Source organism: Burkholderia sp. LMU1-1-1.1, assembly GCF_040675865.1.
Lineage (GTDB): Bacteria > Pseudomonadota > Gammaproteobacteria > Burkholderiales > Burkholderiaceae_D > Rugamonas.
In genome coordinates, this window is record NZ_JBEGHG010000056.1 from 339123 (window position 1) to 364980 (window position 25858).

Annotated in this window: 23 protein-coding genes; 10 read left to right on the plus strand and 13 right to left on the minus strand. The window is 63.6% G+C overall.

Annotation, left to right across the window (positions count from 1 at the left end):
* The first annotated feature begins 52 nt into the window (after nt 1–52).
* Nucleotides 53–1435: a flagellar filament capping protein FliD gene (fliD, locus tag MRBLMU1_RS27090; protein WP_363508417.1), complete on the plus strand. Its 1383-nt coding sequence runs from the start codon at nt 53–55 to the stop codon at nt 1433–1435.
* A gap of 93 nt (nt 1436–1528) precedes the next feature.
* The gene (locus MRBLMU1_RS27095; protein ID WP_363508420.1) at nt 1529–2641 is read left to right on the plus strand and encodes a polyamine ABC transporter substrate-binding protein; all 1113 of its coding nucleotides are present in this window, start codon (nt 1529–1531) and stop codon (nt 2639–2641) included.
* A gap of 264 nt (nt 2642–2905) precedes the next feature.
* Here the strand turns inward: MRBLMU1_RS27095 and sixA are convergent, their stop codons facing one another.
* Both sixA and ppk1 read right to left on the minus strand, forming a co-directional pair.
* Nucleotides 2906–3373, minus strand: coding sequence for a phosphohistidine phosphatase SixA (gene sixA, locus MRBLMU1_RS27100; RefSeq protein WP_363508423.1), 468 nt, complete (start codon nt 3371–3373; stop codon nt 2906–2908).
* Between the two features lie 71 nt (nt 3374–3444).
* Nucleotides 3445–5544: a polyphosphate kinase 1 gene (gene ppk1, locus MRBLMU1_RS27105; RefSeq protein ID WP_363508426.1), complete on the minus strand. Its 2100-nt coding sequence runs from the start codon at nt 5542–5544 to the stop codon at nt 3445–3447.
* A 316-nt stretch (nt 5545–5860) separates the two neighbouring features.
* Here ppk1 and pstS point away from each other — a divergent pair, with 316 nt between their 5' ends.
* The 7 genes from pstS to phoR all read left to right on the plus strand — a co-directional run bounded on the left by pstS (nt 5861) and on the right by phoR (nt 12551).
* Nucleotides 5861–6907, plus strand: coding sequence for a phosphate ABC transporter substrate-binding protein PstS (gene pstS, locus MRBLMU1_RS27110; RefSeq protein WP_363508429.1), 1047 nt, complete (start codon nt 5861–5863; stop codon nt 6905–6907).
* A 151-nt stretch (nt 6908–7058) separates the two neighbouring features.
* Entirely contained in the window at nt 7059–8057 is a 999-nt protein-coding gene (pstC, locus tag MRBLMU1_RS27115) for a phosphate ABC transporter permease subunit PstC (protein ID WP_363508432.1), read from the plus strand.
* Nucleotides 8054–8941 (plus strand): phosphate ABC transporter permease PstA, encoded by an 888-nt coding sequence (gene pstA, locus MRBLMU1_RS27120; protein WP_363508435.1) that lies wholly within the window; start codon nt 8054–8056, stop codon nt 8939–8941. Before pstC ends, pstA begins: the two co-directional genes overlap by 4 nt.
* A 66-nt stretch (nt 8942–9007) precedes the next feature.
* On the plus strand, nt 9008–9775 hold the full coding sequence (gene pstB / locus MRBLMU1_RS27125) for a phosphate ABC transporter ATP-binding protein PstB (protein WP_363508438.1): 768 nt from the start codon (nt 9008–9010) through the stop codon (nt 9773–9775).
* A gap of 36 nt (nt 9776–9811) precedes the next feature.
* Nucleotides 9812–10528: a phosphate signaling complex protein PhoU gene (gene phoU, locus MRBLMU1_RS27130; RefSeq protein ID WP_315222407.1), complete on the plus strand. Its 717-nt coding sequence runs from the start codon at nt 9812–9814 to the stop codon at nt 10526–10528.
* A gap of 8 nt (nt 10529–10536) precedes the next feature.
* Nucleotides 10537–11226, plus strand: a complete 690-nt coding sequence (locus MRBLMU1_RS27135) for a response regulator (protein ID WP_090320876.1) — start codon at nt 10537–10539, stop codon at nt 11224–11226.
* A gap of 11 nt (nt 11227–11237) precedes the next feature.
* Nucleotides 11238–12551, plus strand: a complete 1314-nt coding sequence (gene phoR, locus MRBLMU1_RS27140) for a phosphate regulon sensor histidine kinase PhoR (RefSeq protein ID WP_363508443.1) — start codon at nt 11238–11240, stop codon at nt 12549–12551.
* A 144-nt stretch (nt 12552–12695) separates the two neighbouring features.
* Here the strand turns inward: phoR and MRBLMU1_RS27145 are convergent, their stop codons facing one another.
* From MRBLMU1_RS27145 to MRBLMU1_RS27190, 10 genes are all read right to left on the minus strand, one after another.
* Nucleotides 12696–14579: an AI-2E family transporter gene (locus MRBLMU1_RS27145; protein WP_363508446.1), complete on the minus strand. Its 1884-nt coding sequence runs from the start codon at nt 14577–14579 to the stop codon at nt 12696–12698.
* 114 nt (nt 14580–14693) lie between these two features.
* A complete protein-coding gene (locus MRBLMU1_RS27150) occupies nt 14694–14990 on the minus strand; it encodes a hypothetical protein (protein WP_363508449.1) in 297 nt (98 codons plus the stop codon).
* 129 nt (nt 14991–15119) lie between these two features.
* The gene (locus tag MRBLMU1_RS27155; protein WP_363508452.1) at nt 15120–15461 is read right to left on the minus strand and encodes a YkvA family protein; all 342 of its coding nucleotides are present in this window, start codon (nt 15459–15461) and stop codon (nt 15120–15122) included.
* Between the two features lie 120 nt (nt 15462–15581).
* Nucleotides 15582–17111: an HAL/PAL/TAL family ammonia-lyase gene (locus MRBLMU1_RS27160; protein WP_363508455.1), complete on the minus strand. Its 1530-nt coding sequence runs from the start codon at nt 17109–17111 to the stop codon at nt 15582–15584.
* A 13-nt stretch (nt 17112–17124) separates the two neighbouring features.
* A complete protein-coding gene (locus MRBLMU1_RS27165) occupies nt 17125–17976 on the minus strand; it encodes a quaternary amine ABC transporter ATP-binding protein (protein WP_363508458.1) in 852 nt (283 codons plus the stop codon).
* The gene (locus MRBLMU1_RS27170) at nt 17973–18854 is read right to left on the minus strand and encodes an ABC transporter permease (protein ID WP_363508461.1); all 882 of its coding nucleotides are present in this window, start codon (nt 18852–18854) and stop codon (nt 17973–17975) included. The genes MRBLMU1_RS27165 and MRBLMU1_RS27170 overlap by 4 nt, the downstream gene beginning before the upstream one ends.
* A gap of 7 nt (nt 18855–18861) precedes the next feature.
* On the minus strand, nt 18862–19920 hold the full coding sequence (locus MRBLMU1_RS27175) for an ABC transporter substrate-binding protein (protein ID WP_363508464.1): 1059 nt from the start codon (nt 19918–19920) through the stop codon (nt 18862–18864).
* Between the two features lie 32 nt (nt 19921–19952).
* The gene (locus MRBLMU1_RS27180) at nt 19953–22250 is read right to left on the minus strand and encodes a TonB-dependent receptor (RefSeq protein WP_363508467.1); all 2298 of its coding nucleotides are present in this window, start codon (nt 22248–22250) and stop codon (nt 19953–19955) included.
* 365 nt (nt 22251–22615) lie between these two features.
* Nucleotides 22616–23491 (minus strand): CPBP family intramembrane glutamic endopeptidase, encoded by an 876-nt coding sequence (locus tag MRBLMU1_RS27185; RefSeq protein ID WP_363508470.1) that lies wholly within the window; start codon nt 23489–23491, stop codon nt 22616–22618.
* Nucleotides 23492–23541: 50 nt separating this feature from the next.
* The gene (locus tag MRBLMU1_RS27190; RefSeq protein WP_363508473.1) at nt 23542–24330 is read right to left on the minus strand and encodes a MipA/OmpV family protein; all 789 of its coding nucleotides are present in this window, start codon (nt 24328–24330) and stop codon (nt 23542–23544) included.
* Between the two features lie 168 nt (nt 24331–24498).
* Between MRBLMU1_RS27190 and MRBLMU1_RS27195 the strand changes: the two genes are divergently transcribed.
* Nucleotides 24499–25161 carry a glutathione S-transferase family protein gene (locus MRBLMU1_RS27195; protein WP_363508476.1) on the plus strand — a complete coding sequence of 221 codons (663 nt, stop codon included), beginning with the start codon at nt 24499–24501 and terminating at the stop codon, nt 25159–25161.
* Between the two features lie 99 nt (nt 25162–25260).
* Here MRBLMU1_RS27195 and MRBLMU1_RS27200 read toward each other — a convergent pair whose 3' ends face one another.
* Nucleotides 25261–25809 carry a hypothetical protein gene (locus MRBLMU1_RS27200; RefSeq protein ID WP_363508479.1) on the minus strand — a complete coding sequence of 183 codons (549 nt, stop codon included), beginning with the start codon at nt 25807–25809 and terminating at the stop codon, nt 25261–25263.
* Nucleotides 25810–25858 lie beyond the last annotated feature (49 nt).

Here is a 25858-nt window from a genome sequence, read left to right on the forward strand (position 1 = left end):
GGTTATCCTGACCATATTGCATACTATGTAATCATCCAGGCAGGAATACACTATGGCGACCTCCATCAACTCCGCGACCAGCGCCGCCAGCACGGCGGTATCGAGCGACATCTACAAGCGCGTCGAGCAGACCATGACGGCGCAGAACGGCGCCGCGACCAAGCTCAACGCGACGCTGGTGCGCGACCAGACCAAGCTGTCCGGCCTGGGCCAGCTGCAAAGCGCGCTGGCCGATTTCCAGGCGCTCGCCGCCGGCCTGACCGGTAGCGGCTTGAGCACCAGCGCCGCCAGCTCGGCCAAGACGGTGCTGACCGCGACGTCGACCGGCGCGGCCAAGGCCGGCACCTACGCGATCGACGTCAAGCAGCTGGCGCAGGGCCAGTTCCTGACCAGCGAAGAATTCACCTCGGCCACCACCAAGATCGGCAGCGGCGCCACCACGACGGTCAAGATCGACTTCGGCACCGCCGGCGGCGCCAAAGGCTTCGTCACCAACGGCACGGCCAGCAGCAAAACCATCACCATCGACAGCACCAACAACACGCTCGAAGGCATGGCCGCCGCGTTCAAGGCGGCCGGTGTGGACGTCAAGGTGGTCAAGGGTGACGACGGCAAGTTTTCGCTGGGCATCGCCGGCGAGAGCGGCGCGGCCAATAGCCTGCGCATCAGCGTCAGCGGCGACGCCGCGTTGAAGGGTCTGCTGGCGTTCGATCCCGACGGCGCGCAAAAGTTGAAACAGACCACGGCGGCGCAAAACGCCATCCTGACGGTGGACGGCAAGGAAGTCACCAGTCCGACCAACACGCTGGCCAAGGACAATGGCATCGCCGGCGCCACCCTGACGTTGACCGGCACCGGCAAATCCGACGTGACGATCAAACAGGATTCGAGCCAGATCGGCGCCAACCTGAAGTCCTTCGTGGCCGCCTACAACGATCTGAACAAGAAGTTGCAGACGCTGCAGCAGGGTGCGCTGAAGGGCGATACCGCCGTTGGCCAGGTGGTCAGCCAGATGAGCATGCTGTTGAAGACGGGCGGCGGCAGCGTGTCGATTTCGGCGCTGGGCGCGGCCGGCGTCACGCAGGATGCCAAGGGCAATATGGTGGTCGATGACAAGAAACTGCAGGCGGCGCTGACGGCCGATTCGTCGTCGGTGGCCAAGCTGTTCACCAACGACGGCAAGGGTATCGCCGATTTGATGTCGTCCAAGGCGTCCGCGTTCACTTCCTCGACCAGCGTGATCAGCAAGGAAGCCAAGCAAATGAACACGGAGATCGCCAGCATCAACGGCAAGCGCGCCGTGCTGACCAAGGCGTTGACGGCGCAGGCCAACGCGCTGGTGGCGCTGTACAGCGCCCAGGCCCAGACCGGCTCCGGCAGCGCGATCAACGGTTCCGGCGGCGGCACCGGCACGCTGTTCGACATGCTGGGCTGACGATCGGGGTCTATTTCTAACGAACTCCTTGCGCGGAAACGGTGGATGCCCGATCATCACGGGTTGTGTATGAATCCACTTTTCGGAGGTGCTATGGCAGGGAAGTTCGTTGGCGCGGCGCTGGTCGCCGCAGGTTTGATGGCCGCCGTGGGGCAGGTCGCCGCCCAGGCGCCCGAGGAAAAAGTCCTCAACATCTATAACTGGTCCGATTACATCGCGGAAGACACGGTTAAAAACTTCGAAAAAGAAACGGGCATCAAGGTCCGTTATGATGTTTTCGACAACAACGAGATTCTCAATTCCAAGCTGGTGGCAGGCAAATCCGGTTACGACATCGTCGTGCCGACCGCGCCATGGGCGCGCCTGCAAATCGAAGGCAAACTGCTGCGCAAGCTGGACAAGTCCAAGCTGCCGAACCTGAAGAACCTCGATCCGGCGATCCAGGCCAAGCTGGCCAGCATCGATCCGGCCAACGAATATCTGGTCGACTGGCTGTGGGGCTATACCACGGTCGGTATCAACGTCAACAAGGTCAAGGCCGCGCTGGGCAACCTGCCGATGCCGGAGAACGCCTGGGACTTGCTGTTCAAGCCTGAATACGTGTCCAAGCTGAAATCGTGCGGCTTGTCGTTCCTGGATTCGCCGTCGGAGGTCTTGCCTGCGGCGTTGATGTACCTGGGCAAGCCGGCGTACTCGAAAAACGCCGGCGACTACGCCGAGGCGGGCAAGCTGCTGGCGGCGATCCGTCCGAGCGTGACGTTGTTCAGCTCGTCGGGCTATATCAATGACCTGGCCAACGGCGCGGTGTGCGTGTCGCTGGGCTGGTCCGGCGATATCAACATCGCCCGCCAGCGCGCGGTCGACGCCAAGAACGGCAATGTGATCGAGGCGTTGATACCGAAGACGCCGGCGGCGTTGATGTTCGACACCATGGCGATTCCGGCCGACGCGCCGCATCCGAACAATGCGCATTTGTGGATCAATTACATCCTGCGTCCCGAGGTGCATGCCGGCCTGACCAACAAGGTGTTCTACGCCAACCCGAATGCCGCCAGTTTGAAGTTCGTGCGCAAGGATATTGCCGCCAACAAGACGATTTTCCTGTCGGAGGCCGACAAGCAGCGGATGGCGGCGCCGGAGGCGGTGCCGGCGGATATCCGCCGCGTGATCACGCGCACCTACACCAAGTTCAAAACCGGTCGATAGGTCCAGCACGCCGTAAACGAACATCGGCGCCAATCGGCGCCGAGTAGGCTTCGTACGAAGCGAAGTGCTATTCGTGATAGCGGTCGGTCAGTTTCTGTTTGCTGCCTGCGGTCTCCTGCACGATCTCGTAGACAACAAGGGCGATCATCCCTCCTAGGATGCCCATGGTGAGCAAGGTAAACATCGTATCCCCCCTCTGGTTGGTACGATTTCACTTTAGCAGATCATTGCCGCTTTGCAAGCACGACAATGCTTCCGCCGTCGCTATTTCACCACCAGGTCTGCCGCCATCACCGCCTTCAGATACACGCTCATGGCGTTGCCCGGATCGCGCTGGGCGAACCACCACGCGCTGGCCTTGCGGATATCCCATTCAAGGTCGTCACCGGTCAACAGCAGCGAGGCGACCTGGCCCAGGGTCGGCTGATGGCCGACCACCAGCACCGAATCCTTGCCGCCGGGCCAGTTCGCCGCCTTCAAGATGTCGGACGGATCGGCGCCCGGCGCCAGATCGGTGTGGATTTTGAACTTGCGCCCCAGCGCCTCGACCGTTTGCAAGGTGCGGACGGCGGGGCTGGCCAGGATGCGGCAGCTGTCGGGCAACTGGGAATTGAGCCATTGCCCCATGCGGCGCGCCTGCTTGACGCCCTTGGGCGTCAGCGCCCGCTCCAGATCGGACATGCCGGGCGCCGCATCCTCGGCCTCCGCATGCCGCCATAAAATGAGATCCATGCTTTTCTCCCGACTATCATTAGAAAAAGATCCCAGCGGCGGACCTTCCGGCCCGCCTTGCGTTGTTGTTATTAACCGTCGCCGAGGTTGCCCCCGGGAGTGCCCAGCGACTGCATCAGATGTTGCTGGGCGCTGAAACCGATTTGCTTGGCGCGCGTCTTGCGGCGCGTGTAATGCCCGTCCGCCTCCAGCTCCCACGCGTTGACGTTGTCCTTCAGATACGGATTCAAGCCCTCGGCCAGCACGCGCCGCTTGAGCGTTTTGTCCAGTATCGGGAACGCCACCTCGATGCGGCGGAACAGGTTGCGGCTCATCCAGTCGGCGCTGGACAGCATCACGTCGTGCGCCAGATCGTTGCGGAAGTAATAAATACGGCTGTGCTCCAGGAAGCGGCCGATGATCGAGCGCACGCGGATGTTTTCCGACAGGCCCGGCACGCCCGGCTTCAGGGTGCACGCGCCGCGCACGATCAGATCGATCTTGACGCCGTCCTTGGACGCCGCGTACAGCGCGCGTATCACCGATTCGTCCACCAGCGCGTTCATCTTAACAATAATACGCCCGGGGCGGCCGGCGCGCGCGATACGCGCCTCGTTGCGGATCGCCTTGATGATCTCGTTTTGCAGCGCGAACGGCGCCAGCCACAAATGCGTCAGCCGGTGCGGCTTGGTCAGGCTGGTCAGGTGAATGAACACCTCGTTGACCTCCTGGCTGATGCCCGGATGGCAGGTCAGCAGGCCGAAGTCGGTATAGAACTTGGTCGTCGTCGGATGGTAGTTGCCGGTGCCGAGGTGGGCGTAGAAGCGCAGCTTGCCTTCCTCGCGGCGGATCACCAGCGCCACCTTGGCGTGGGTTTTCAGGCCGACCACGCCGTACACCACCTGGGCGCCGGCCTGTTCGAGCTTGTCGGCCCAGTTGATGTTGGCCTCCTCGTCGAAGCGCGCCTTGAGCTCGACGATGACGGTCACTTCCTTGCCCATGCGCGCCGCCGTGATCAGCGACTCCATCAGGTCCGAGTTCATGCCGGTGCGGTAAATGGTTTGCTTGATCGCCACCACGGCCGGGTCGAGCGCGGCGCTGCGGATGAAGTCGATCACCGTCTGGAACGACTGGAACGGGTGGTGCAGCAGGATGTCGCCCTTGCGCAGCGCGGCGAAGATGTCGGCGCTGCCGGGTTTCTGGGCGATGCCGGGGAAGAAGGGCGGGAAGCGCAGCGCCGGATTGTCGACGTGGTCCATGATCTCGGTCAGGCGCACCAGGTTGACCGGGCCGTTGACCGCGTACAGGCGGCTTTGATGCAGGCCGAACTGGTCGAGCAGGAACTGCGATAGTTCCGGCGGGCAGTTTTTGGCCACCTCCAGCCGCACCGAGGTGCCGAACTGGCGGCCCTGCAACTCGCCCTTGAGCGCCTGGCGCAGGTTCTTGACCTCGTCCTCGTCGACCCACAGGTCGCTGTCGCGGGTGACGCGGAATTGCGAATAGGCGATCACTTCGCGCCCGGCGAACAGATCGGAGATATGCGCGTGGATGATCGACGAGAGCAGGCAGAACGACACGCCGCCGCTGTCGGACAGTTCGTCCGGCAGGCGGATCACGCGCGGCAGCACGCGCGGCGCCTTGACGATGGCGATCGCGGTGCCGCGGCCGAAGGCGTCCTTGCCGTTCAGCGAAACAATGAAATTGAGGCTTTTATTAACGACCTGGGGGAAGGGGTGGGCCGGATCGAGGCCGATCGGCGTCAACAGCGGACGCACCTCGGTGTCGAAATATTCCTTGACCCAGGCGCGCTGGGCTTCGTTGCGTTCGTTGTGGCGCACCAGATGCACGCCGTTGGCGGCCAGTTCGGGCAGCACTTCCTGGTTGAGGATTTCATATTGGTGCTCGACCAATATATGGCATTCCTCGCAGATGCGCGACAGCGTGGCGACCAGGGCGGGGTGGTTGGCCAGCGAGCCGTCGACGCTGCCAGCGGCCAGCAGGCTGGCCACGCGCACTTCGAAAAACTCGTCCAGGTTGCTGCTGGCGATACATAGATAACGCAGGCGTTCCAATAAAGGGATGCTCTTGTCTTCGGCTTGCGCCAGCACCCGCCGGTTGAACATCAGTTGCGACAGTTCCCGGTCCAGAAAAGCAGAGTTCTTGTTTACTTCAGCATGCAAGTCGGGCTTCATGTCTTTTTAATCACTTTGCAGATGGTGTAATTCTAGCCTGTATCGACAGAATAATGATTGCAACAGTGTAAATACAAATTATGACAACTCCGTGACACGGCCTGTCATAAATGGCGGCCGGGCTTGTCACAATTGTGACCGGAGGGCGTAACATTCGATGGCCGCTTTGTGACATGTTAGCGCTTCCCATAGGGGAAATGGCGCGCGGAACATGGACGGATGGTTATTTCCGAGATTTTTTTGGCATGTCATAAACCTGTCATATTGGCCCGGTAGACTGCGCAGCATCCTAACCTGTCATAACAAAGGACTTGAAATGCGAATCAAACAACTGATCTCTTCCCTGGTAGTGGGCGTGTCTGCCGTGATGGCATTCTCGTCGGCCGCCACCGCCGCCGATATGACCGGCGCCGGCGCCACCTTCCCGTACCCGATCTACGCCAAGTGGGCCGAGCAGTACAAAGCCTCCACCGGCAATGGCCTGAACTATCAGTCCGTCGGTTCGGGCGCTGGCATCAAGCAGATCAAAGCCAAGACCGTCGACTTCGGCGCGTCGGACATGCCGCTGAAGGCGGAAGACCTGGACGCCGAAGGCCTGATGCAGTTCCCTGCCATCATGGGCGGCGTGGTCACCATCGTCAACCTCGACGGCATCACCCCGGGCCAGCTGAAAATGACCGGCCAGATCGTCGGCGACATCTACCTGGGCAAGATCACCAAGTGGAACGCGCCGGAAATCGCCGCCGTCAACCCGGGCGTCAAGCTGCCGGCCGAAGACATCACCGTGGTGCACCGCGCCGACGGTTCGGGCACCTCGTTCCTGTTCACCGACTTCCTGTCGAAGACCAACCCGGAATTCAAGACCAAAATCGGTTCCGGCACCGCCGTGAAGTGGGTGGTCGGCGTGGGCGGCAAGGGTAACGAAGGCGTCGCCGCCAACGTGCAGCGCATCAAGGGTTCGATCGGCTACGTCGAGTGGGCTTACGCCAAGAAGAACAAGATGTCGCACACCCAGCTGAAGAACAAGGACGGCAACTTCATGCAGCCTGACGACGAGTTCTTCAAGGCCGCCGCCGCCAACGCCGAGTGGACCAAGACCCCGGGCTTCGGCGTCGTGCTGACCGACCAGGCCGGTAAAAACTCGTGGCCGATCACCGGCGTGTCGTTCATCCTGATGCACAAGGTGCAGGCTGACGCGGCCAAGGGCAAGGAAGTCGTCAAGTTCTTCGACTGGGCCTTCAAATCGGGCGGCAACGCTGCCGTCGAACTGGACTACGTTCCACTGCCAGCCTCGGTTGTCAAACTGGTGCAGGATTCCTGGAAAGCCAACCTGAAAGACGCTTCGGGCAAGGCCATCTACTAATCCCGACTCCCTTCGCCGCCCGGCAAGTTCAAGGCGGCGAGGGGGTTAGCCTGCTGCGCCCAACCGGACGCCGCAGGCTAGCCTACATCAACGAGATAACAATATGAGCGCTGATATCACTTCCACGCCACTTCCAAAACCGGAGCAGTCGATGCACACCAGCACAGCACAGGCGACCGCTGCCGAGCAAGCTGCCACGCAAGCGATGCACCGCACCATGCGCAACCAGCGCATCCAGGATTTCTTCTTCCACAAAGTGACGATGACGTTCGCACTGTCCGTGTTGGCGGTGCTGCTGGGCATCATCATCTCGCTGATGGTGGGCGCCTGGCCGGCCTTCAAGGAGTTCGGCCCGGCCTTCATCACCACCGTCGAATGGGACCCGGTCAACGATAAATATGGCGCCCTGATCGCCATCGTCGGCACCCTGGCCACGTCCGGCATCGCGCTGCTGATCGCCTTCCCGGTCAGCTTCGGCATCGCCTTGTTCCTCACCGAAATTTGCCCGGCCTCGCTGCGTCGCCCGCTCGGCACCGCCGTCGAGCTGCTGGCCGGCGTGCCGTCGATTATCTACGGCATGTGGGGCCTGTTCGTGTTCGCGCCGCTGTTCGGCGACCACGTGCAGCCCTTCCTTAAAGCCGTGTTGGGACCGCTACCAATCATCGGCCCGTTCTTCAGCGGCCCGACCATGGGCATCGGCATCCTGACCGCCGCGCTGATCCTGGCCGTGATGATCATCCCGTTCATCTCGTCGGTGATGCGCGACGTGTTCGAGATCGTGCCGGCCGTGCTAAAGGAATCGGCATACGGCCTCGGCTGCACGCGCTGGGAAGTGGTGCGCAAGATCGTGCTGCCGTACACCAAGACCGGCGTCGTCGGCGGCGTCATGCTCGGCCTGGGCCGCGCGCTCGGCGAGACGATGGCCGTCACCTTCGTCATCGGCAACGCCAACAAGCTGTCGTTCTCCCTGTTCGCCGCCGGTAACTCGATCGCCTCGACCCTGGCCAACGAATTCGCCGAGTCCGACACCGTGCTGCACACGTCGTCGCTGTTCGCGCTGGCGCTGATCCTGTTTGTTATCACGTTTATCGTTCTGTCCGCCGCCAAGCTGATGTTGGCCGGCATGTCCCGCAAGGAAGGCGTCAAATGAACCAAGCCGTCATCACTCCCGCGCACGCCGTTGCGCCGGTCAACAAGGTCTACCGCAAGCGCCTGCTGAAGCACCGCATCGGCATCGCGCTGTCGGTGTTCGCCATGACCATCGGCCTGGCCGTGCTGGCCTGGATCCTGGTCACCCTGATCATCAAGGGCTTCGGCGCGCTGAGCGTGAACATGTTCACCGAAACCACGCCGGCCCCGGGCAGCGAGGGCGGTGGCCTGGCCAACGCCATCTTCGGCAGCTTCATGATCGTCGGCCTGTCGACGTTGCTGAGCACGCCGATCGGCATCCTGGCCGGCATCTACCTGGCCGAGTACGGCGAAGAGAACAAGATCGCCGCCGTCACCCGCTTCGTCACCGACATCATGCTGTCGGCGCCATCGATCGTGATCGGCATGTTCGTCTGGGCCATGTATGTGGCCACCACCAAGCATTATTCCGGCTACGCCGGCTCGATCGCGCTGGCGCTGATCGCCATCCCGGTCGTGGTGCGCACCACCGACAACATGCTGCGCCTGGTGCCGAACAGCCTGCTCGAAGCGGCCTTCGCCCTCGGCGCGCCGCGCTGGAAGGTCGCCATGCTGGTGCGCCTGCGCGCCGTCAAGGCCGGCGTGATCACCGGCGTGCTGCTGGCCGTGGCCCGCATCTCCGGCGAAACCGCGCCGCTGCTGTTCACTGCCTTGAACAACCAGTTCTTCAGCAAGGACATGAATGGCCCGATGGCCAACCTGCCGGTCGTGATCTATGGCTTCGCGATGAGCCCTTACGACAACTGGCGCGAACTGGCCTGGGGCGGCGCGCTGCTGGTGACCTTTAGCGTCCTGGCGCTGAATATCGTCTCGCGCACCCTGTTCAGCCAGAAAATCCCGAACTAATCTCCTCGACCACTAGAAAAGCGATCGATAATGAATACGCAACTGAGCCCAGAAAGCACCGCCGTCATGAGCGGTAACAAACGCAAGACCATTGAAATCAGCGGACTGAATTTCTTCTACGGTAAGACCCAGAGCCTGACCAACGTCAACCTGGACATCCACGAGCGCCAGGTGACGGCCTTCATCGGCCCGTCCGGTTGCGGCAAGTCGACCCTGCTGCGCACGCTGAACCGCATGTACGACCTGTACCCGGGCCAGCGCGCCGAAGGTTCGATCATGTACCGCGGCCGCAACATCCTCGAGGACGGCCAGGACGTCAACATGCTGCGCGCCAAGGTCGGCATGGTGTTCCAGAAGCCGACGCCGTTCCCGATGTCGATCTACGACAACATCGCCTTCGGCGTGCGCCTGTATGAAGACCTGTCGAAGGGCGAGATGGACGAGCGCGTCGAATGGGCGCTGAAGAAGGCCGCGTTGTGGGGCGAGGTCAAGGACAAGCTGACCAAGAGCGGCCTGTCGCTGTCGGGCGGCCAGCAACAGCGCCTGTGCATCGCGCGCGGCGTGGCCGTGAAACCGGACGTGCTGCTGCTGGACGAGCCGACCTCGGCGCTGGACCCGATCTCGACCTCGAAGGTGGAAGAACTGATCAGCGAACTGAAGCAGGACTACACGATCGCCATCGTCACCCACAACATGCAGCAGGCCGCCCGTTGCTCGGACTACACCGCCTACATGTATCTGGGCGAGCTGGTCGAATTCGGCGAAACCGATCAGATCTTCATGAACCCGGCCCGCAAGGAAACCCAGGACTACATCACCGGCCGCTTCGGCTGATTGCATTTATAATATCAACCGGATACGGAGAAGAACATGATCGGTGAGCACTCATCCAAACAGTACGACAATGAATTAGAAGCCATCCGCTCGAAAGTGTTGCTCATGGGCGGCATCGTCGAGACGCAATTCCTCGATGCGATGACCTGCTTCCGCATCGGCAACCCCGAGCGCGCCGACCGCGTGATGCGCGAGGACGACACCGTCAACCAGCTGGAAGTGTCGCTGGACGACGCCTGCAGCCACCTGATCGTGCGCCGCCAGCCGGCCGCCAACGACCTGCGCACCATCATGGCGACGATCAAGGTCATCACCGACCTCGAGCGCATCGGCGACGAAGCGACCAAGATCGCCCGCACCGCCAAGGCGCTGCATTCGCGCGGCGCGGTCACCGTCAACCATTACGAAATGGTGCGCGGCATCGCCAACAACACCAGCGACATGCTGCACGACGCGCTGGACGCGTTCGCCCGCAACGACGGCAAGCAGGCCTTGCAGCTGATCGCCCAGGACGCCGTGATCGACCACGAGTTCCGTTCGATCATGCGCAACCTGATCACGTTCATGATGGAAGATCCGCGCACCATCTCGGCCGCGCTGGACACGCTGTGGGTCGCCAAGGCGATCGAGCGCATCGGCGATCACGCCAAGAACATCGCCGAATACGTCATCTACGTCGTTGAAGGCAAGGATATCCGTCACACCAAAACCGCGCTGCCGATCCCCGACGACGTCCCGGCGCAAAGCGAGTAAAAGAAGAAATGGCATCTGATAAAACCACAGTCCTGATCGTTGAAGATGAACCGGCGATTGTCGAACTGGTGACGTTCTCGCTGCGCGAGGCTGGCTGGAACTGCTGCGCGGTGCAAAGCGTGGGCGAGGCCTGGGATTTCATCCAGACCCGCACCCCGCAATTGATTTTGCTCGACTGGATGCTGCCGGACCAAACCGGCCTGCGCCTGCTGGCGCGCATCCGCTCGGACCGCCAGTTCAACGAGATCCCGGTGATCATGTTGACGGCCAAGAGCATGGAAGAGGACAAGCTGGCCGGCCTGAACAGCGGCGCCGACGACTACGTCACCAAGCCGTTCTCGCCGCGCGAGCTGCTGGCGCGCGCCAAGGCGCTGTTGCGCCGCAAGAGCCCGGAGCACGCGCAAGCCACGATGCGCGCCGCCAACGTCATGCTGGACCCGGTCAGCTGCACCGTCTCGATGGACGAGCAAAAGATCGACATCGGCCACGCCGAGTACAAGTTGCTCAAGTTCCTGCTGGCGCATCCGGAGCGCGTGTTCTCGCGCAGCCAGCTGCTCGACAAGGTCTGGGGCGACCATGTCGTGATCGAGGAGCGCACCGTCGACGTGCATGTTCTGCGCCTGCGCAAGGCTTTGAAGGAGGCGGAACATTTGATTAAGACCGTCCGTAGTGTAGGCTACATGCTTTCGGAAAAATAAGTCTCACAAACATGAATCCAAAACTGGTGTTCTGGGTGCCGGCAGCATTGCGCACCGCTCTCATTCTGGCGGTCTGCGCCTTGCTGGGCTGGATGTTCGGATGGATGACCGGTCTGGTGGTCGCCTTGCTGGCGATGCTGGTGATGGTATTCGTGCAACTGTCCTACCTGTACCAGCTGAGCAACTGGATGGACGATCCGCAAAGCGCCAAGCTGCCCGACGGCTGGGGCGCCTGGACCAATATTTTCTCGCGCCTGTACCGCATGCGGCGCGACGACGAGAAGAACCAGGCCGAGCTGACGGAATGGCTGGCGCGCTTCCGCCAGGCCATGCACCTGTTGCCGGACGGCGTGGTCATCATGGACGACGTGCTGTTCCTGGAGTGGTGCAATCCGGCCGCCGAAAAACACCTGGGCCTGACGCACGAGCGCGACAAGGGCATGCGCGTGACCAACCTGGTGCGCAATCCCGATTTCATGGATTACATCATCCTCGGCCGCTACGAGCAGCCGCTGACGATCAGCTTCCGCGAGCGCAAGCTGATCGTGCACATCATTCCGTTCGAGAACCGCCGCCAGATCCTGGTCACGCACGACGCCACCGAGACCGAGCGCATCGAAGAGATGCGCCGCGACTTCATCGCCAACGCCTCGCACGAGCTGCGCACGCCGCTGACGGTGATCGTCGGCTTCCTGGAGATCGCCGCGTCGGAGGGGCTGGACGTGGCCACGCGCTCGGCCCACCTGAAGTTGATGACGGAGCAGGGCCACCGCATGCAGCACCTGATCGAGGACATGTTGACCCTGTCGCGGCTGGAATCGGTGGATTATCCGATGCGGCCGGAGCAGGTCGACGTGCGCAAGCTGATGGAGCAGGTGCTGCGCGACGCCCGCGCGCTGTCGGCCGGCAAGCACGAGATCACGATGGAATTCGACGGCCCGGACATCATGGGCAGCTACGAGGAATTGCACAGCGCCTTCGGCAACCTGGCGTCGAACGCGGTGCGCTACACGCCGGCCGGCGGCAAGATCACGCTGGTCTGGCGCGAGTTCGACGGCGGCGTCAAGTTCAAGGTCGAGGATACCGGCATCGGCATCAGTCCCGAGCATATCTCGCGGCTGACTGAGCGTTTCTACCGGGTCGACAAGAGCCGCTCGCGCGAGACGCAGGGCACCGGGCTGGGCCTGGCGATCGTCAAGCACGTGCTGCTACGCCACGGCAGCACCTTGCAGATCAAATCGGAGGCGGGCAAGGGCAGCAGCTTCATCGTGTGCCTGCCGAAGACCGCCATCGTGCAGCGCCAGCCCGAGCTCATGCTCAACTAAGACCAGGGACCGAGCAAATTCCACGGAGACACGTAGGGCGGATTAGCGCAGCGTAATCGGCCATGCATGCGCCGCCGGGACGCACGCATGGCCGATTACGGCGTTCCGCCTAATCCGCCGTGTCTCCGCGCTGAACCTGCCGCTTCAGGCCGTCTTCCCCCGCAACGCCTTCACACAGCTCTGCAGCGCATCCTCGAACGAGTGCGATACGTGATCGGCTTGGTCGAACGTGCACTCCCGCAAATCGGGATTCTCAAACGGACTCGGCAACAATACGGCGAACTGCTTGCAATGCGGCAGGCTCTCGCGGAACTTCTGGATCGCCTGGTCCATCTTCTCGCGATCGTTGAGCGGATCGATACTGACCAGGCACACGATCGACACCAGCTCCGGCGACGCTTCCGGCGGCGCCGGCTCATCCAGATCCTCCATGCTCATGCTGCGGGCGTCGATTTTCTGCTCGCGCAGGACGCGCACCAGGATCTCCGTGGCCAGCTCGTCGAACTGTCCGCTCAACCCGATGGTCAGCACCAGGCTGCCGGCCGGCACGTCGAACGAGCCCTGCCACTCGCCGGTGTCGGAGATGCGGCTGTCGCGCAACTGGCGGCCGATGCCGACCCCGGCCAGCGCCGAGACGTTCTTCCTGCGCTTCCACCACTTCGGATTGCCGCTCAGCGCCTCGATGACGGCGATGACGGCCGTGCTGACCTTGACTTCCTCCTCCGGCGTGATGGCGTTGTCCTTCAGGTCGAAATGGGCCAGGTGCAGCGCCGGCACCAGCACGCCGTCGCAATAGGCCGCCAGCGACTTGTGCTGCATGTAGCGCTTGGCGCTGGCGACGATCTCGTGGGCGTCGCCGGAGAGGATGCGCTGGTAGAAATTCTGCGGCATCGTCAGCGCCGGCAACTCGCCGAACATGATCTCCAGCACCTTGAGCGCGCGGATGTAGCGTCCGGCCACCACCAGGCACAAGGTCAGCGGCGTCGACAGCACCAGCCCGACCGGCCCCCAGATCGCGCTCCAGAAGATCGCCGCCACCACCACCGACAGCGGCGACAGGCCCGTGGTGTGGCCGTACAGCTTGGGTTCGATGGTCTGGGCGACGATGATGTCGACCAGCAGGAACCAGCCGAAGGTCATCAAGGCCGTCGACCAGCCGGGGTCGATGGCGGCCGCCAGCAGCGTGGCGCAGAACGCGGCCATCCAGAAGCCGACGTAGGGGATGAAGCGCAGCACGGCGGCCATCGTGCCCCACAACAGCGCCTGCGACAGGCCGATCACGCTCAGGCCGATCCAGATGGCGATGCCGGTGCAGGCGTTGACGGCGAATTGCGAGATGAAGAAGCGCGATAGCCGCTCGCCGGCGTCGTTGACGGCGATGGTGGTGGCGCGCAGGTCGGCGCCGCCGGCCAGGCGGATGAAGCGGTCGCGCAGCGCTTCGTGCTCGAGCAGCACGAAGATCAGCACGATGAAAACGATGCCGGCCATCTCCAGCGGCGGCCAGACCGAGGCGATGATCTTGCCCAGCAACTGCAGGGGCTTGAGCGCCGGCTCGTGCACTTCGACCGGGATCGGCGTGCGGCTGCCTGCGGGCAGGCCCGGCCGCGCCTCGGCATCCGTGCCCGGCACGTCCTGCGTGAAATGCTCGATCAACTGGCCGGCCGGGCCGCCGAGGCTGCCGATGGTGCCGCGCGTGAGGCTGTCGAGCGCTTCGACCTTGGCGGCGATGGTGTCCTGGTATTGCGGCAGGCTGGCGCCGAGCCGGCTGACTTGCGAGACGATCACCGCGCCTATCATCAGCAGCGCGGCGGTGACGAGCAGCACGCCGGTGAGCACGGACGCGGTCTGGCCCAGGCCGATGCGGCGCAGCGAGCGCACGAACGGGGCGATCAGGAAGCTGAAGATGAAGGCCAGCGTGATGGGGATGAGCACGTCGCGGCCGAAGTACAGCAGGCCCAGCACGGTGGCCGTACCGACCAGGCCGACGACGGCGTTGGGCAATGCGCGGGCGGGGAGTGAATCTGACACGTGTTCCTTGTGGGTAGTCTGCGGAAGGCAGGCGGCAAGAGCCTGCTTTCCGAGCCTAAATTAAGGGCTATCGCGTGTCAATGCCTCTTACCTATTTTGATGCAAGCCGCCGTATCAGGTCGTGCTGCGGCGAAGGTAGTTGGCCGGTGTCGAAATCGGCAGGTCGGAAACGGTGACCGCGCTGGCCAGGGCCACCTGGTCCGCTTGGCGTATCTTGGCGTCGGGGGCGAGGACGCGCGCGATGACTTGTGGGTCGATATTAATGCTCTGCAAAAACTCGACCGCGCTGGGCGTGCCGATATCGCGTTGGACTTCCAGCGCTTGCCGGACGATGAATTCCAACGAATGCCAACCCGCCGTCTCCGAAGTCTCCGGCGGTCGGCTCTGACGTCTGTCGTGTTCTGGACTCATGTCGTGCTCCTTGCAACGGGGATGAAAAAAGATGGGAAGAAATTTGAGTGAGCCCAATTGTAGCCTAACTCGCGGCCCCGCGACACCATCCATCGCGACGATTTCCGCATAGCCGAAACTAGTCGCTTACTAGTCGCCGAACCATTGTTCAAGCGTGTCCCTGGCTTTTTGCACATGCTCGTCCTTGATGTGCGCGGCCACGGCGGTGGCGGCGGCGATCAGCACGCCGATGTCGTCGGTGTAACCCAGGGCCGGCAGCAGGTCCGGTATCGCGTCGATCGGCGAAATGAAATAGCCGAGCGCGCCGTAGATGGTCGTCTTCGCCCACAACGGCGTGTCCGGGTCGGTGGCGGAGTAGTACATTTTCAGCGCCTGTTCGAGCACTTTTCGCCCGGCGGTTTTCGCCTGGGTCTTTACCTTGTTCCAGAAGCCGGCATCGGAATAGTGCGACGCGTACTCGGTCTTGGCCATAACTGTTCTCCCTGGGCCCAACATTGGACCGCGTAGTGACAGCCAGTGTAGCGTGCCGGACGTAAAGCTCAAAATCCTATGGAACATTTGGACGCCGGCCGCATCAAATGCCGAACCACCTCACAGCGCGCGGCCCAGTTCGGCTTCGAAGAGGCGCAACTGTTCGCGGTCGTCCAGCAGGTAGTCGGCGCGCATGATGTCGTGGGCGACGATGCGGTCCTCCAGCAGTGGCTCGACCTTGGTCCTCAGATAGGCGAGGCCCAGCGCCGTGCCTTTGCCCAGCCGCATACCGGGATGGAAGTACAGGCCTTGGCCGGCCGTGATGTACTCGATGGCGAGCACCTTTTGAACATTGCCGAGGATGCGCAGCAAATTCAGTGTGGCCGGCGTGCCCATCGACAGGTGGTCCTCCTGCAGCGCCGAGGTGATGTAGTTGTCCAGCACCATGGGCTGCGCCAGGATCTTGTTCTCCGCCACCAGCGAGGCGGCCGCGTATTGCACGATCATCAACCCGGAATTGACGCCGCTCTCGGCGATCAGGAACGGCGGCAGGTCGCTGACGTGCGGATTGACCAGGCGGTCGATGCGGCGCTCGGCCACGCCGCCCAGCTCGGCCACGGCGACCGACAGCGAGGTGGCCGCCATCGCCATCGCCTCGCCGTGCGGATTGGCCTGCGAGATGACGCGGTAGTTGTGGATGTCGCCGAACACCAGGGGATTGTCGTTGGCCGATTGCAGTTCGATGCCGATCAGGCGTTCCGCGTGCGCCAGCTGTTCGCGCGCGGCGCCGTGGATTTGCGGCATCGAGCGCAGGCTCAGCGCGTCTTGCGTGCGGATGCCTTCGCCGCTTTGCAGCACCGCGCTGTCCGCCAGCAAGGCGCGCAGGTTGGCCGCCACCTGGATCTGGCCCGGATACGGCTTCTGCGCCATGGCTTCGGCGTCGAAGGCGCTGAGCTGGCCGCGCAGCGCCTCGAAGCTCATCGCGCCTATCATATCGGCCCAGCAGGCCAGCCGCTTGGCGTGGTCCAGCGCCAGACACAGCAGGCCGGTCATGCAGGGCAGCCCGTTGACCAGGCTCAGGCCGTCCTTGGCGCCCAGTTCGACCGGCTTCATGCCCAGCATCGCCAGCGCCGCCTCGGCCGGCATCAGCTGGCCGCGGAAACGCACCTCGCCCAGCCCGATCAGGGCCAGGCCGACATGGGCCATGTGGGTCAGGTAGCCGACCGAGCCCTGCATCGGCACCACCGGCGTCAATCCCCCGTTGAGGAAGTCCAGCAGCTGGCGCACCACCGGGGCGCTGATGCCCGAATGGCCGCGGCTGTAGTTGATGACCTGGGCGCACATGATGGCGCGCGTTTCGACCACGCCCAGCGGCGCGCCCAGTCCGCAGGCGTGGCTCTTGAGCGTGCGGCGCGACAGTTCGCCCAGCTGCGCGCCGCTCAGCACCACTTCCGACAGGGCGCCGAGGCCGGTGTTGATGCCGTAGGCCTTGACGCCGTCCGCGACGATGCGCTCGACGATGTGGCGGGCGTTGTCGATGCGTTCCCACAGGGCGTCGCTCAGTTCCAGCCTGGCGCCGTTGGCGACCATGACCACCTGTTGATAGGTGGCCGGCGCCCGCGCGCTCAATATGACGATGTCCGCTTTCATGGCAGTGTCCCCTTCATGCCGGCTGTGGCGCCGGCGCAAGCACGGCAACGGCGGCCCCGCGCTTTTCGACGAATTTGCGCACGTAGTCGTCGGCCGGCGAGCGCAGGATCTCGTCCGGCGTGCCGACCTGCACCAGCTTGCCGTCGCGCAGGATGGCGATGTGGTCGCCCAGCTTGAGCGCCTCGTCCAGATCGTGCGTGATGAAGATGATGGTCTTGTGCAGCGTCGATTGCAATCGCAGCAGCTGGTCCTGCATGTCGTCGCGGATCAGGGGATCGAGCGCGCTGAAGGCTTCGTCCATCAGCAGTATGTCGGTGTCGGCCGCCAGCGCGCGCGCCAGGCCGACCCTTTGCCGCATGCCGCCGGACAATTCGTCCGGATATTTGGCTTCATAGCCCTTCAGGCCGACCCTTTCGAGCCAGTTGCGCGCCACCGTGTGCGCCTGCGTCTTGTCGTCGCCCCGCGTCAGCAGGCCGAAGGCGGCGTTGTCCAGCACGGTCTTGTGCGGCATCAGGCCGAAGCCCTGGAACACCATGCTGATGGTCTGGCGCCGCAGCTGGCGCAGCTCCGCGTCCGACATCGCCAGCACGTTGCGGCCGTCGATCAGGATCTCGCCCGCGCTCGGCTCGATCAGGCGGTTGAAGTGCCGCACCAGCGTCGATTTTCCCGAACCGGACAGGCCCATGATGACGAAGATCTCGCCGGCCTTGATGTTGAGCGACACGTCGCTCAGGCCGACATTGCAGCCGGTGCTGGCCAGCACCTGGCCCTTGTCGCCGCCGTCGCGCAGCATCTTCAAACCGTCTTTCCAGCGCGGCCCGAAGATCTTGCAGACGTTTTTGACCTCGATTTTGTAGTCGTTCATTTGGTCCCCTTGCCGGCCTGCGCCAGACGTTGGCGGCTGTCCTTGCCGTAGCCCTGGGTGATGCGGTCCATCACGATCGCCAGGATGACGATGGCGATGCCCGCTTGCAGGCCCTTGCCGATGTTGACGGTCTGTATGCCTTCTAGCACGTCCTCGCCGAGGCCGCGCGCGCCTATCATCGAGGCGATCACCACCATGCCGAGCGCCATCATGATGGTCTGGTTCAGGCCGGCCATGATGCTGGGCCGCGCCTGCGGCAGCTGCACCTCGATCAGCAATTGCCAGCCGGTGGTGCCGAACGACGTGGCCGCCTCGACCAGCTCCTCGCCGACCTGGCGGATGCCCAGGTCGGTCAGGCGCAGCAGCGGCGGCGTGGCGTAGATGATGGTGGCCAGGATGGCCGGCACCTTGCCCAGGCCGAACAGCATCAGCACCGGCACCAGGTAGACGAAGCTGGGCATGGTCTGCATCACGTCCATGACCGGCATCAGCACGTTGCGCAGCGCGTTGCTGCGGGCGCTGAGGATGCCGAGCGGAACGGCCAGCAGCACCGAGATCGTGGTGGCGACGATGACCAGCGCGAGCGTCTGGATCAACTGGTCCCACAGTCCGAACGAGCCCACCAGCAGCAGGCACAGGGTGAAGCCGATGGCGTGCGCCAGCCGCCGCGTCGCATGCAGGCTCAGAAGGAAGACGGCGGCCAGCACCAGCCACCAGGGCAGGGCGCGCAGCGCGCCCTCGAACGGCACCAGCACGTGGCGCAGCAGCCAGATCGAGGCGTCGTGGAAGGTGTCGCCGAAACGGCTGTTGACGGCATCGACCGCCGTGTTGATCGGCTCGACCAGGGAAATGCTTAGCGCTTCGGGAAAAGATGGCATAAAAACCTCATTTAAGACTTGCACTGATTCTGGCGGCGTTCCCGGCCGGCATCCACGTTTGCCAGATGGCCGGCTGGCGTTTGAGGAACTGCTGCGCCAGCACGGCCGGGTCGATCTTTTTCGCCTCGCGCTCGGCCAGCAGCGCGTTGAGCAGGTCGGCCGGCATGTACATCTTGTCGAACAGCGCCATCAGCACCGGATCGGCGTCGTGGAACACGCGCGACACGCCCACTTGCAGCTTGTTGGGCGGGTTGACGGTGCCGCAGGGCTTGGTGTTGTTCTGGCTGGTCAGCGTTTCCCAGCAGGCTTGCGAGAACGCCGGTTCCTCCAGGCGGATGAACTTGTAGCGGCCCATCATCGCCGTCGGGCTCCAGTAGTAGAACAGCACCGGCCGGCCGCGCTGCACCGCCGAGGCGATCGCCGCGTCCAGCGCCGGACCGGTGCCGGGGCGGAAGTTGATGTAGCTGCCGCCCAGGCCGTAGGCCTTGAGCTTTTGCGTGTTGACGCCCTGGCACGTCCAGCCGGCGGGACAGTTCAGGAAGCGGCCCTTGTCCGGCTCCTCGTCGTCCTGGAACAGGTCCTTGTATTTCGGCAGGTCGGCCACCGACTTCAGGCCGGGCGCGCGGGCCTTGATGCCCCGTTTGGCGTCGCCCAGCACCAGGTACTCCGGCACGTACCAGCCTTCCACCGCGCCTTTGATGATCTCGCCCATGCCCACCACCTTGCCGGCCTTGGCCGCGTCGTTCCAGGCGGTGCTGCGGCCGATCCACTCCTCGGCGAAGACCTGGATGTCGTTGCGCGCCAGCGCCAGTTCCATGGCGATGCTGTTGCCGGGCAGGGCGTCGGTCTTGCAACCGTAGCCCTGTTCCAGCACGTAGCGCATCACCTCGGTCAGCAGGCGCGCGCTTTCCCAGTTCAGGCCGGCGAAGTTGATGGTCTTGCCGCCGGCGCACCAGGCCGATGTGGCCGTCGGCTGGGCGGGCGCCGGCGCCTGCGCCGCCGCCTGCGCGGAAAGGGCGCCGGACAGCAGCATCAGGGCGATGGCGTTGTTGCGGGATTTCGTCATGGGCTCATCCATCAAAGGGGTAAAACGCCGGCTCAGAAGCGCGCCTTGACCCGTACGCCGATAGTGCGCGGACGCGCCATGAAGGTCGTGTCGCCGGGTTGCAGGCCGTTCGGATCGCGGGTGATATCGACGATCTTGGTGCCGTTGTTCAAATTGGTGCCGAACAGGCCGAACTCGTATTTGCCCGATTTGTACGACAGCGCCGCGTTGAGCATACTGGACGACGGGATTTCCGCATAGTTGCTGCCGGTTGGCGCGAATTCCGTGTACGAATTGCCGCGATACGAATAGGTGGCCGAGAAGCCCACTTCATCGTTGTCGGCCAGCGGCACCGCGTAGTTGAAGGTGACGTTGGCGGTCACGCGCGGCGCGTACGGCGTGCGGGTGCCGGCCGGGGCCGATTGCGCCGCCAGCGGCGTGACGATGTCGGACTTGGCCTTGGCGTCGGTGTAGGCGGCGTTGAAGCCCAGGCTCATGCGGCGCGCCAGCTTGACCATCGATTCGATTTCCAGGCCCTGGCTGCGGATCTTGCCGGCGTTTTGCGTGTAGTAGTACGAACATGGCAGATAGTTGGCCACTTGCACCTTTTCCCAGTCGATCAGGAAGGCCGCCACGTTCAGGCTCACGCGCTGGTTGAGGAAGGTGTTTTTCGATCCCAGCTCGTAGCTCCACAACTGGTCCGGGCCGAAGCTGGCGGGCGCCTGGATGCCGCACAGCACCTGCGGCACCGGCTGGTTGTTGCCGCCGTAGCGGAAGCCTTTGCCGGCCTGGGCGTACAGCAGGTGCTCCGGGTCCAGGTGGAAGGCGGCGGCGAAGCGCGGGTTGCCGCCGCGCGCGCTCGATTTGCTGTGCACCACGTTCGGCGTGCCGACCGGGGCGTCCACCGTGGCCGCCGGCGTGTTGCCGTAGTAGCCGGTGAAGCGCAGGTCGAAGTCCTCCTTCTGCGTGAACAGGCGCACGCCGGCGGTCAGGTCCAGCTTGTCCCAGAGGGTGTAGGTGGTCTCGGCGAACAGCGCGGCCTGGCGCGAGCGCGAGTCCTGGGTGCCGGAGAACTGGTCGTTTTCGTTGAAGGCCAGGTCGTTGGCCTTGGAGCTGTAGCCGGGGAAGTCGTAGGTGGCGGCGTACAGCGCGTCCATGCCGTGGGTCGGTTCGTCCTCCCAGAAATGGCGCTTGCCGCTTTCCAGGAACAGGCCGCCGGTCCACTTCAGCGGGCCCGGCTCGGTCGAGTTGAGCCGGAATTCCTGCGCGAAATCCTGCAGTTTGTTGGTGATGGTGTAGTCGGCCTGCACCAGGTTCTGGCCGGGGAAGATGAAGGCGGTGGTGTTGTACTCGTCCGACTTGACGTACAAGGTCTTGCGGTGGATGTAGCTGGTCGACGAGACCAGCTCGGCCTTGGCCATCTTGTAGTTGACGGCCAGGTTGTAGAGCTGCATGTCGTCGTTGCTCTTTTGCTCGGTCAGCGCGCTGGTGGTGAACGGCGCCAGGCCGCTGAAGGCGCCGTTGAGCCCGCCCTTCATGCTGGAGGCGGTCACGCTGGCGTCCACCGTCAGGTCCGGCGAGGCCTGCAGGCGCATGGCGACCCGGCCCTGGTGGGTGGTGGTGTCGTTGGTGCGTTCGCCGTTGACGGTGTTGCGGATGTAGCCGGTGTCCTCGCCGGTGTAGCCGGTCACCCGCAGGCCGAGCACGCCTTCCTTGACGGGAACGTTGACCATGCCGCGCACGTTGCCGTTGTTGCCGCCGTTGCCCGAGGTCTTGGAACCGACCGCCTCGAACGAGCCGAACAACGAGTCGAGGTCCGGCTTTTGCGTGATCTGGCGGATGGTGCCGGCCATCGCGCCGGCGCCGTACAGCGTGCCCTGCGGGCCGCGCAGCACTTCGATGCGTTCGAGGTCGAGCACCTTGAGATCGGGGTTGCCGGACTTGAGCGTGACGGGCATGTCGTCGACATACACCGCCACCAGCGAGGCGTCGGCCACCTCGGACGGGGTGATGCCGCGCACCACCAGGCCGCGCATGGTGATGTTGTTGACGCCGGGGCCTTGCTCCTGCATGTCCAGCGACGGCGCCACGCGGGCGATGTCGGCCAGGCCGCCGAGGCCGAACTTGGCCAGGCTCTCGGGCTTGATGGCGGTCAGCGCCATCGGCACCTGCTGGATCTCCTCGGCGCGCGCCGAGCGGGAGGCGGTGACCTCGACGCGCTCGATCTTGTCGCCGTTGTCGGCGGCCGGTGTGGTGGCCGCCGGAGCGGACGCTGGCGACACTTGCGCCGACACGATCGCGCTGGCCGACACCATCGCCAACGCACTCAACCCCATCAGTTTTTTGCTCATTTTTTTGTTTCCCCTCTGGTCTAGCTGCATGAAATTGCACCATTACGTGGCGGAGGCGCCACATAACGGGGCGCTGCTTGCTCATCGCTTCGGCGGACTAAAATTTATCGGGTCTGTATTTGTCTATACAGGTGCGATAATGTTGTCTATACAAATAACTGGACAGCAAGCTTGTAGAGCAGGATACGTGCCAGCTTTTCATCGCGGCCGAGGGCGCGCGGTACACGTCTCGGCACGCCGTAAGCCCGGGGAGGACTGTCTGGCGCGATGTTTCAGGGGTGAAAGCAAGGTAACACGACGATCACAATGTTGTATATACAAATCTGGCTAGCGCGATGCTAGCCTGTTGTGTTTTTGCTGTCGTGTCAGCGCAGGGCGGGGTAGCTGAAGGCGATGAAGTGGGCGGCGTTGAGCGCGATGTGGAGGAAAATCGGCGCCTCGATACGCTGGGTCGCATGATAAGCGTAGGCATAGCCGAAGCCGGCGACGGTGGCCAGCAGCGCATAGGGCGCGCCACCGGGAAGGTGGACGAGGCCGAACAGCAGCGCCGAGCAGACCAGCGCGATCCACTTGCCGGAGCGCCAGCGCGCCAGCGACGCGGCCAGGCGGTGCTGGAGGAAGCCCCGGAAAAAGGCTTCCTCCGCCACCACGGTAAAGAATAGATTGACCGCGATAAACTGCATCGTCAGTTGGGACAGCTTGAAGTCCGGGCGCACCGCACCGATGGCCATCGCCAGCCCGAGCACCGCCGCCAGCGTGGCCAGCAGCACCGGCAGGCACTGCTTGATGACGCCGCCGAACTCGTTCCACGAGCGCGTGCGGCTGCACAGCAAGGCCAGCAGGATCAGGCCGACCGCGCCCTTGTCGAAGTTGGCGTACTGCGTGAACGGCGCGGCGCCCGGCGAAAGCGTGACGGCGTCGATCACCACCGCGTTGTTGAAGCCGGGCAGCTTGTGGATCGCCAGCGCCAGTGCCAGCACCGCCGTGACCACGCCGAAGATGACGCGCACATATTGCCGCGGCGCGCGCGCCGTCATATAAGCCGTGCCGGCCAGCGCCGCGAGCGCGACGATGGCGGGCGACCGCAGCACGCCGGCCGCCATGCCGAAGGCGAGTGCGGCGACAAAGAACGCCAGCCAGGGCGGGAGGGCGACGCGGCCGAGGGCGACCGGTTTGGCCCAGGCGGCGCAGATGGCGGCGGCCAGCAGGATATAAGTTGCGATAGTGGTGTCGGAGATCATTGCGCTAAGTGTTTATTTTTCGCGCAATAATATCACCTGGGCAACCTCAATCAAAACTTATAGCTGATGCCCGTCATCAGCATCGGTGTGGTCTTGCGCTTGGTCAGCGGGCTGTCGGCGGCGTCGCCCAGCAGGCGCGTGAAGCCGACGGCCGTGTGGGTGGACCAGCGCTTGTCGATCACGTGGTCCCAGCTGACGGCGGCGCCGACGCTCTCGAAGCCGGACTTGGCCTGGTAAGCCTTGTAGCCGGAGCGCGCGCTTTGCGCGCCGGTGACGCCGAAGTAGGTCTGCATGTGCTTGTTGTCGCCGTAGACCGCCGATCCGCCCAGGCTGACCTGGTCGTTGGTGCCGCTGTACAGCGGCACCGAGGCGCCGAGGGTGTAGGTGGAACCGTTCTCGCGCTTGCCGACGGCCTGCGTGGTGCCGACGCTCAGGCCGACCTTGCCGAGCTGGTAGCTGGCCGTCAGCACGGCCTGTAAGCCGCCATCGATGTCGCCCATGCCCCGCAGCGCCTCGGAACCGGCGGCGAAGGTGCGTTTTTTCTCGTCGCGCGCGCCGCCATAGGCCAGCGCGCCGCTCAGGTTGACCGCGCCGACGTTGGTTTGATAACCCAGGCCGCGCCGGGTGCTGATGAAGAAGCCGTTGTCCCAGGTGCGTTCCAGGAACGGCACCGGCACCACGCGGCTGTCGTCGCTGCCGGCGTATTCCGGGACGTAGGCGGCGCCCAGGCCCACCATCAGGCTGTCGCCGTCGGGCGCGTCGGCGGCGCGACTGTTGGCGCCGAGGGCGCACAAGGTGGTCAGGGCGAAGGCGAGCTTGAGATTGAGGGCGTGGCGCATGGTGGTTATCCTGTCTGTGGTGGTTCGAGGTCCGCCGGTGCGTGATTGCCCGGCTCGGAACGGGCTGAAGTGTGGCAACATTTGCGGTCCGCCGCTATCGGCTTGGCTGAAGTATCATTTGCTGAATTCTCCGGTATCGCGTGGCGGTGCCGGCACCCAGGAGCCGACATGTCTTTGACCCTTTACTACCATCCGCTGGCCTCGTTTTGCCACAAGGTGCTGATCGCGCTGTACGAGAACGGCACGCAATTTGACAAGCGCATCATCAATCTGGGGGAGGAGAGCGACCGCGCCGAACTGCAGGCGATGTGGCCGCCGTGCAAGTTCCCGGTGATCCGCGACCACGAGCGCAAGCGCGACGTGCCGGAGACCTCGGTCATCATCGAGTATCTGGACCGCCATTTCCCGGGCGGGAAACCGCTGATACCGGCGGACTGGGACGCGGCGCTGGACGTGCGTCTGTGGGACCGTTTTTTCGATAACTACGTGCAGGAGCCGATGCAGACCATCGTCAACGGCCATCTGACCGGACTGCAGTGCGACCAGACCAAGGAGCGCACCAAGCTCAAGACCGCTTACAAGATGATCGAGAAACGCATGACGAGCAGGATATGGATGTGCGGCGACGACTTCAGCATGGCCGACTGCGCGGCGGCGCCGGCGCTGTTCTACGCCAGCACGATCTTGCCGTTCCCGGAGGAGTACAGCCAGTTGCAGGCGTACTTCGAGCGCCTGGTGATGCGGCCTTCGTTCAAGCAGGTGTTGGAGGAATCGAAACCGTATTTCTCCCTGTATCCGTTCGTGCAGGATATTCCGGACCGGTTTCTGTAAGCTGGATGTGTTTTAACCCCGCAGGACGGGAAGAGGGGTCGTACCCCATCCGGGGTACGACCCCGCGACTGATCGCCGTGCGGGGTAATTACTCGGCGTTTAGCTCTTGTTGCCTTTGTTTTCGTCGCTCTGCATCGAGGCCGGCTGCTGCATCGCGCGGTTCTGCGACGCGACCTGGGCGAATTGGGTCGCCTGGTCGAGGATTTCCTTGCCGGCGGCTTTCTGCATGCGCAGTTGCTGGTCGGTCTGTGCGGCGGCCTTTTGAGTCACCACGTCGGCCAGCTCGGTGGCGGTACGCGCGGTTTGGGGCACATGCTGCTGCGCGACCTGGTTGATGGTCGTCTGGAAGTCACTGGTGATCTTCACCAGTTGCTGTTGGTAGGTTTGCAGTTTCTGCGCGACCGCCTCGACAGACGGGCTTGCATCGGCGCGTTCGGTGGGCGGCGTCAGCAGTGCCGTTTGCAGCATTTGCGTGGAATCCTGCATCCAGCTGCGGCTGAACTGCAGGTTCACTTCTGCCAGTTCGCGCATCGTTTGCACCATGGCAAGCGACACATCGTTAAAGTAAGCGATACGGGCTTCGATGTGATTTTTTGCTGCTGGCGATATGGTTTCCACAAACGAATTCATGTTGATCTCCTCATTCAAATAGCGGCCAAAATGTGAGACGACACAGGCGCTTTGGCCGGACACCGGA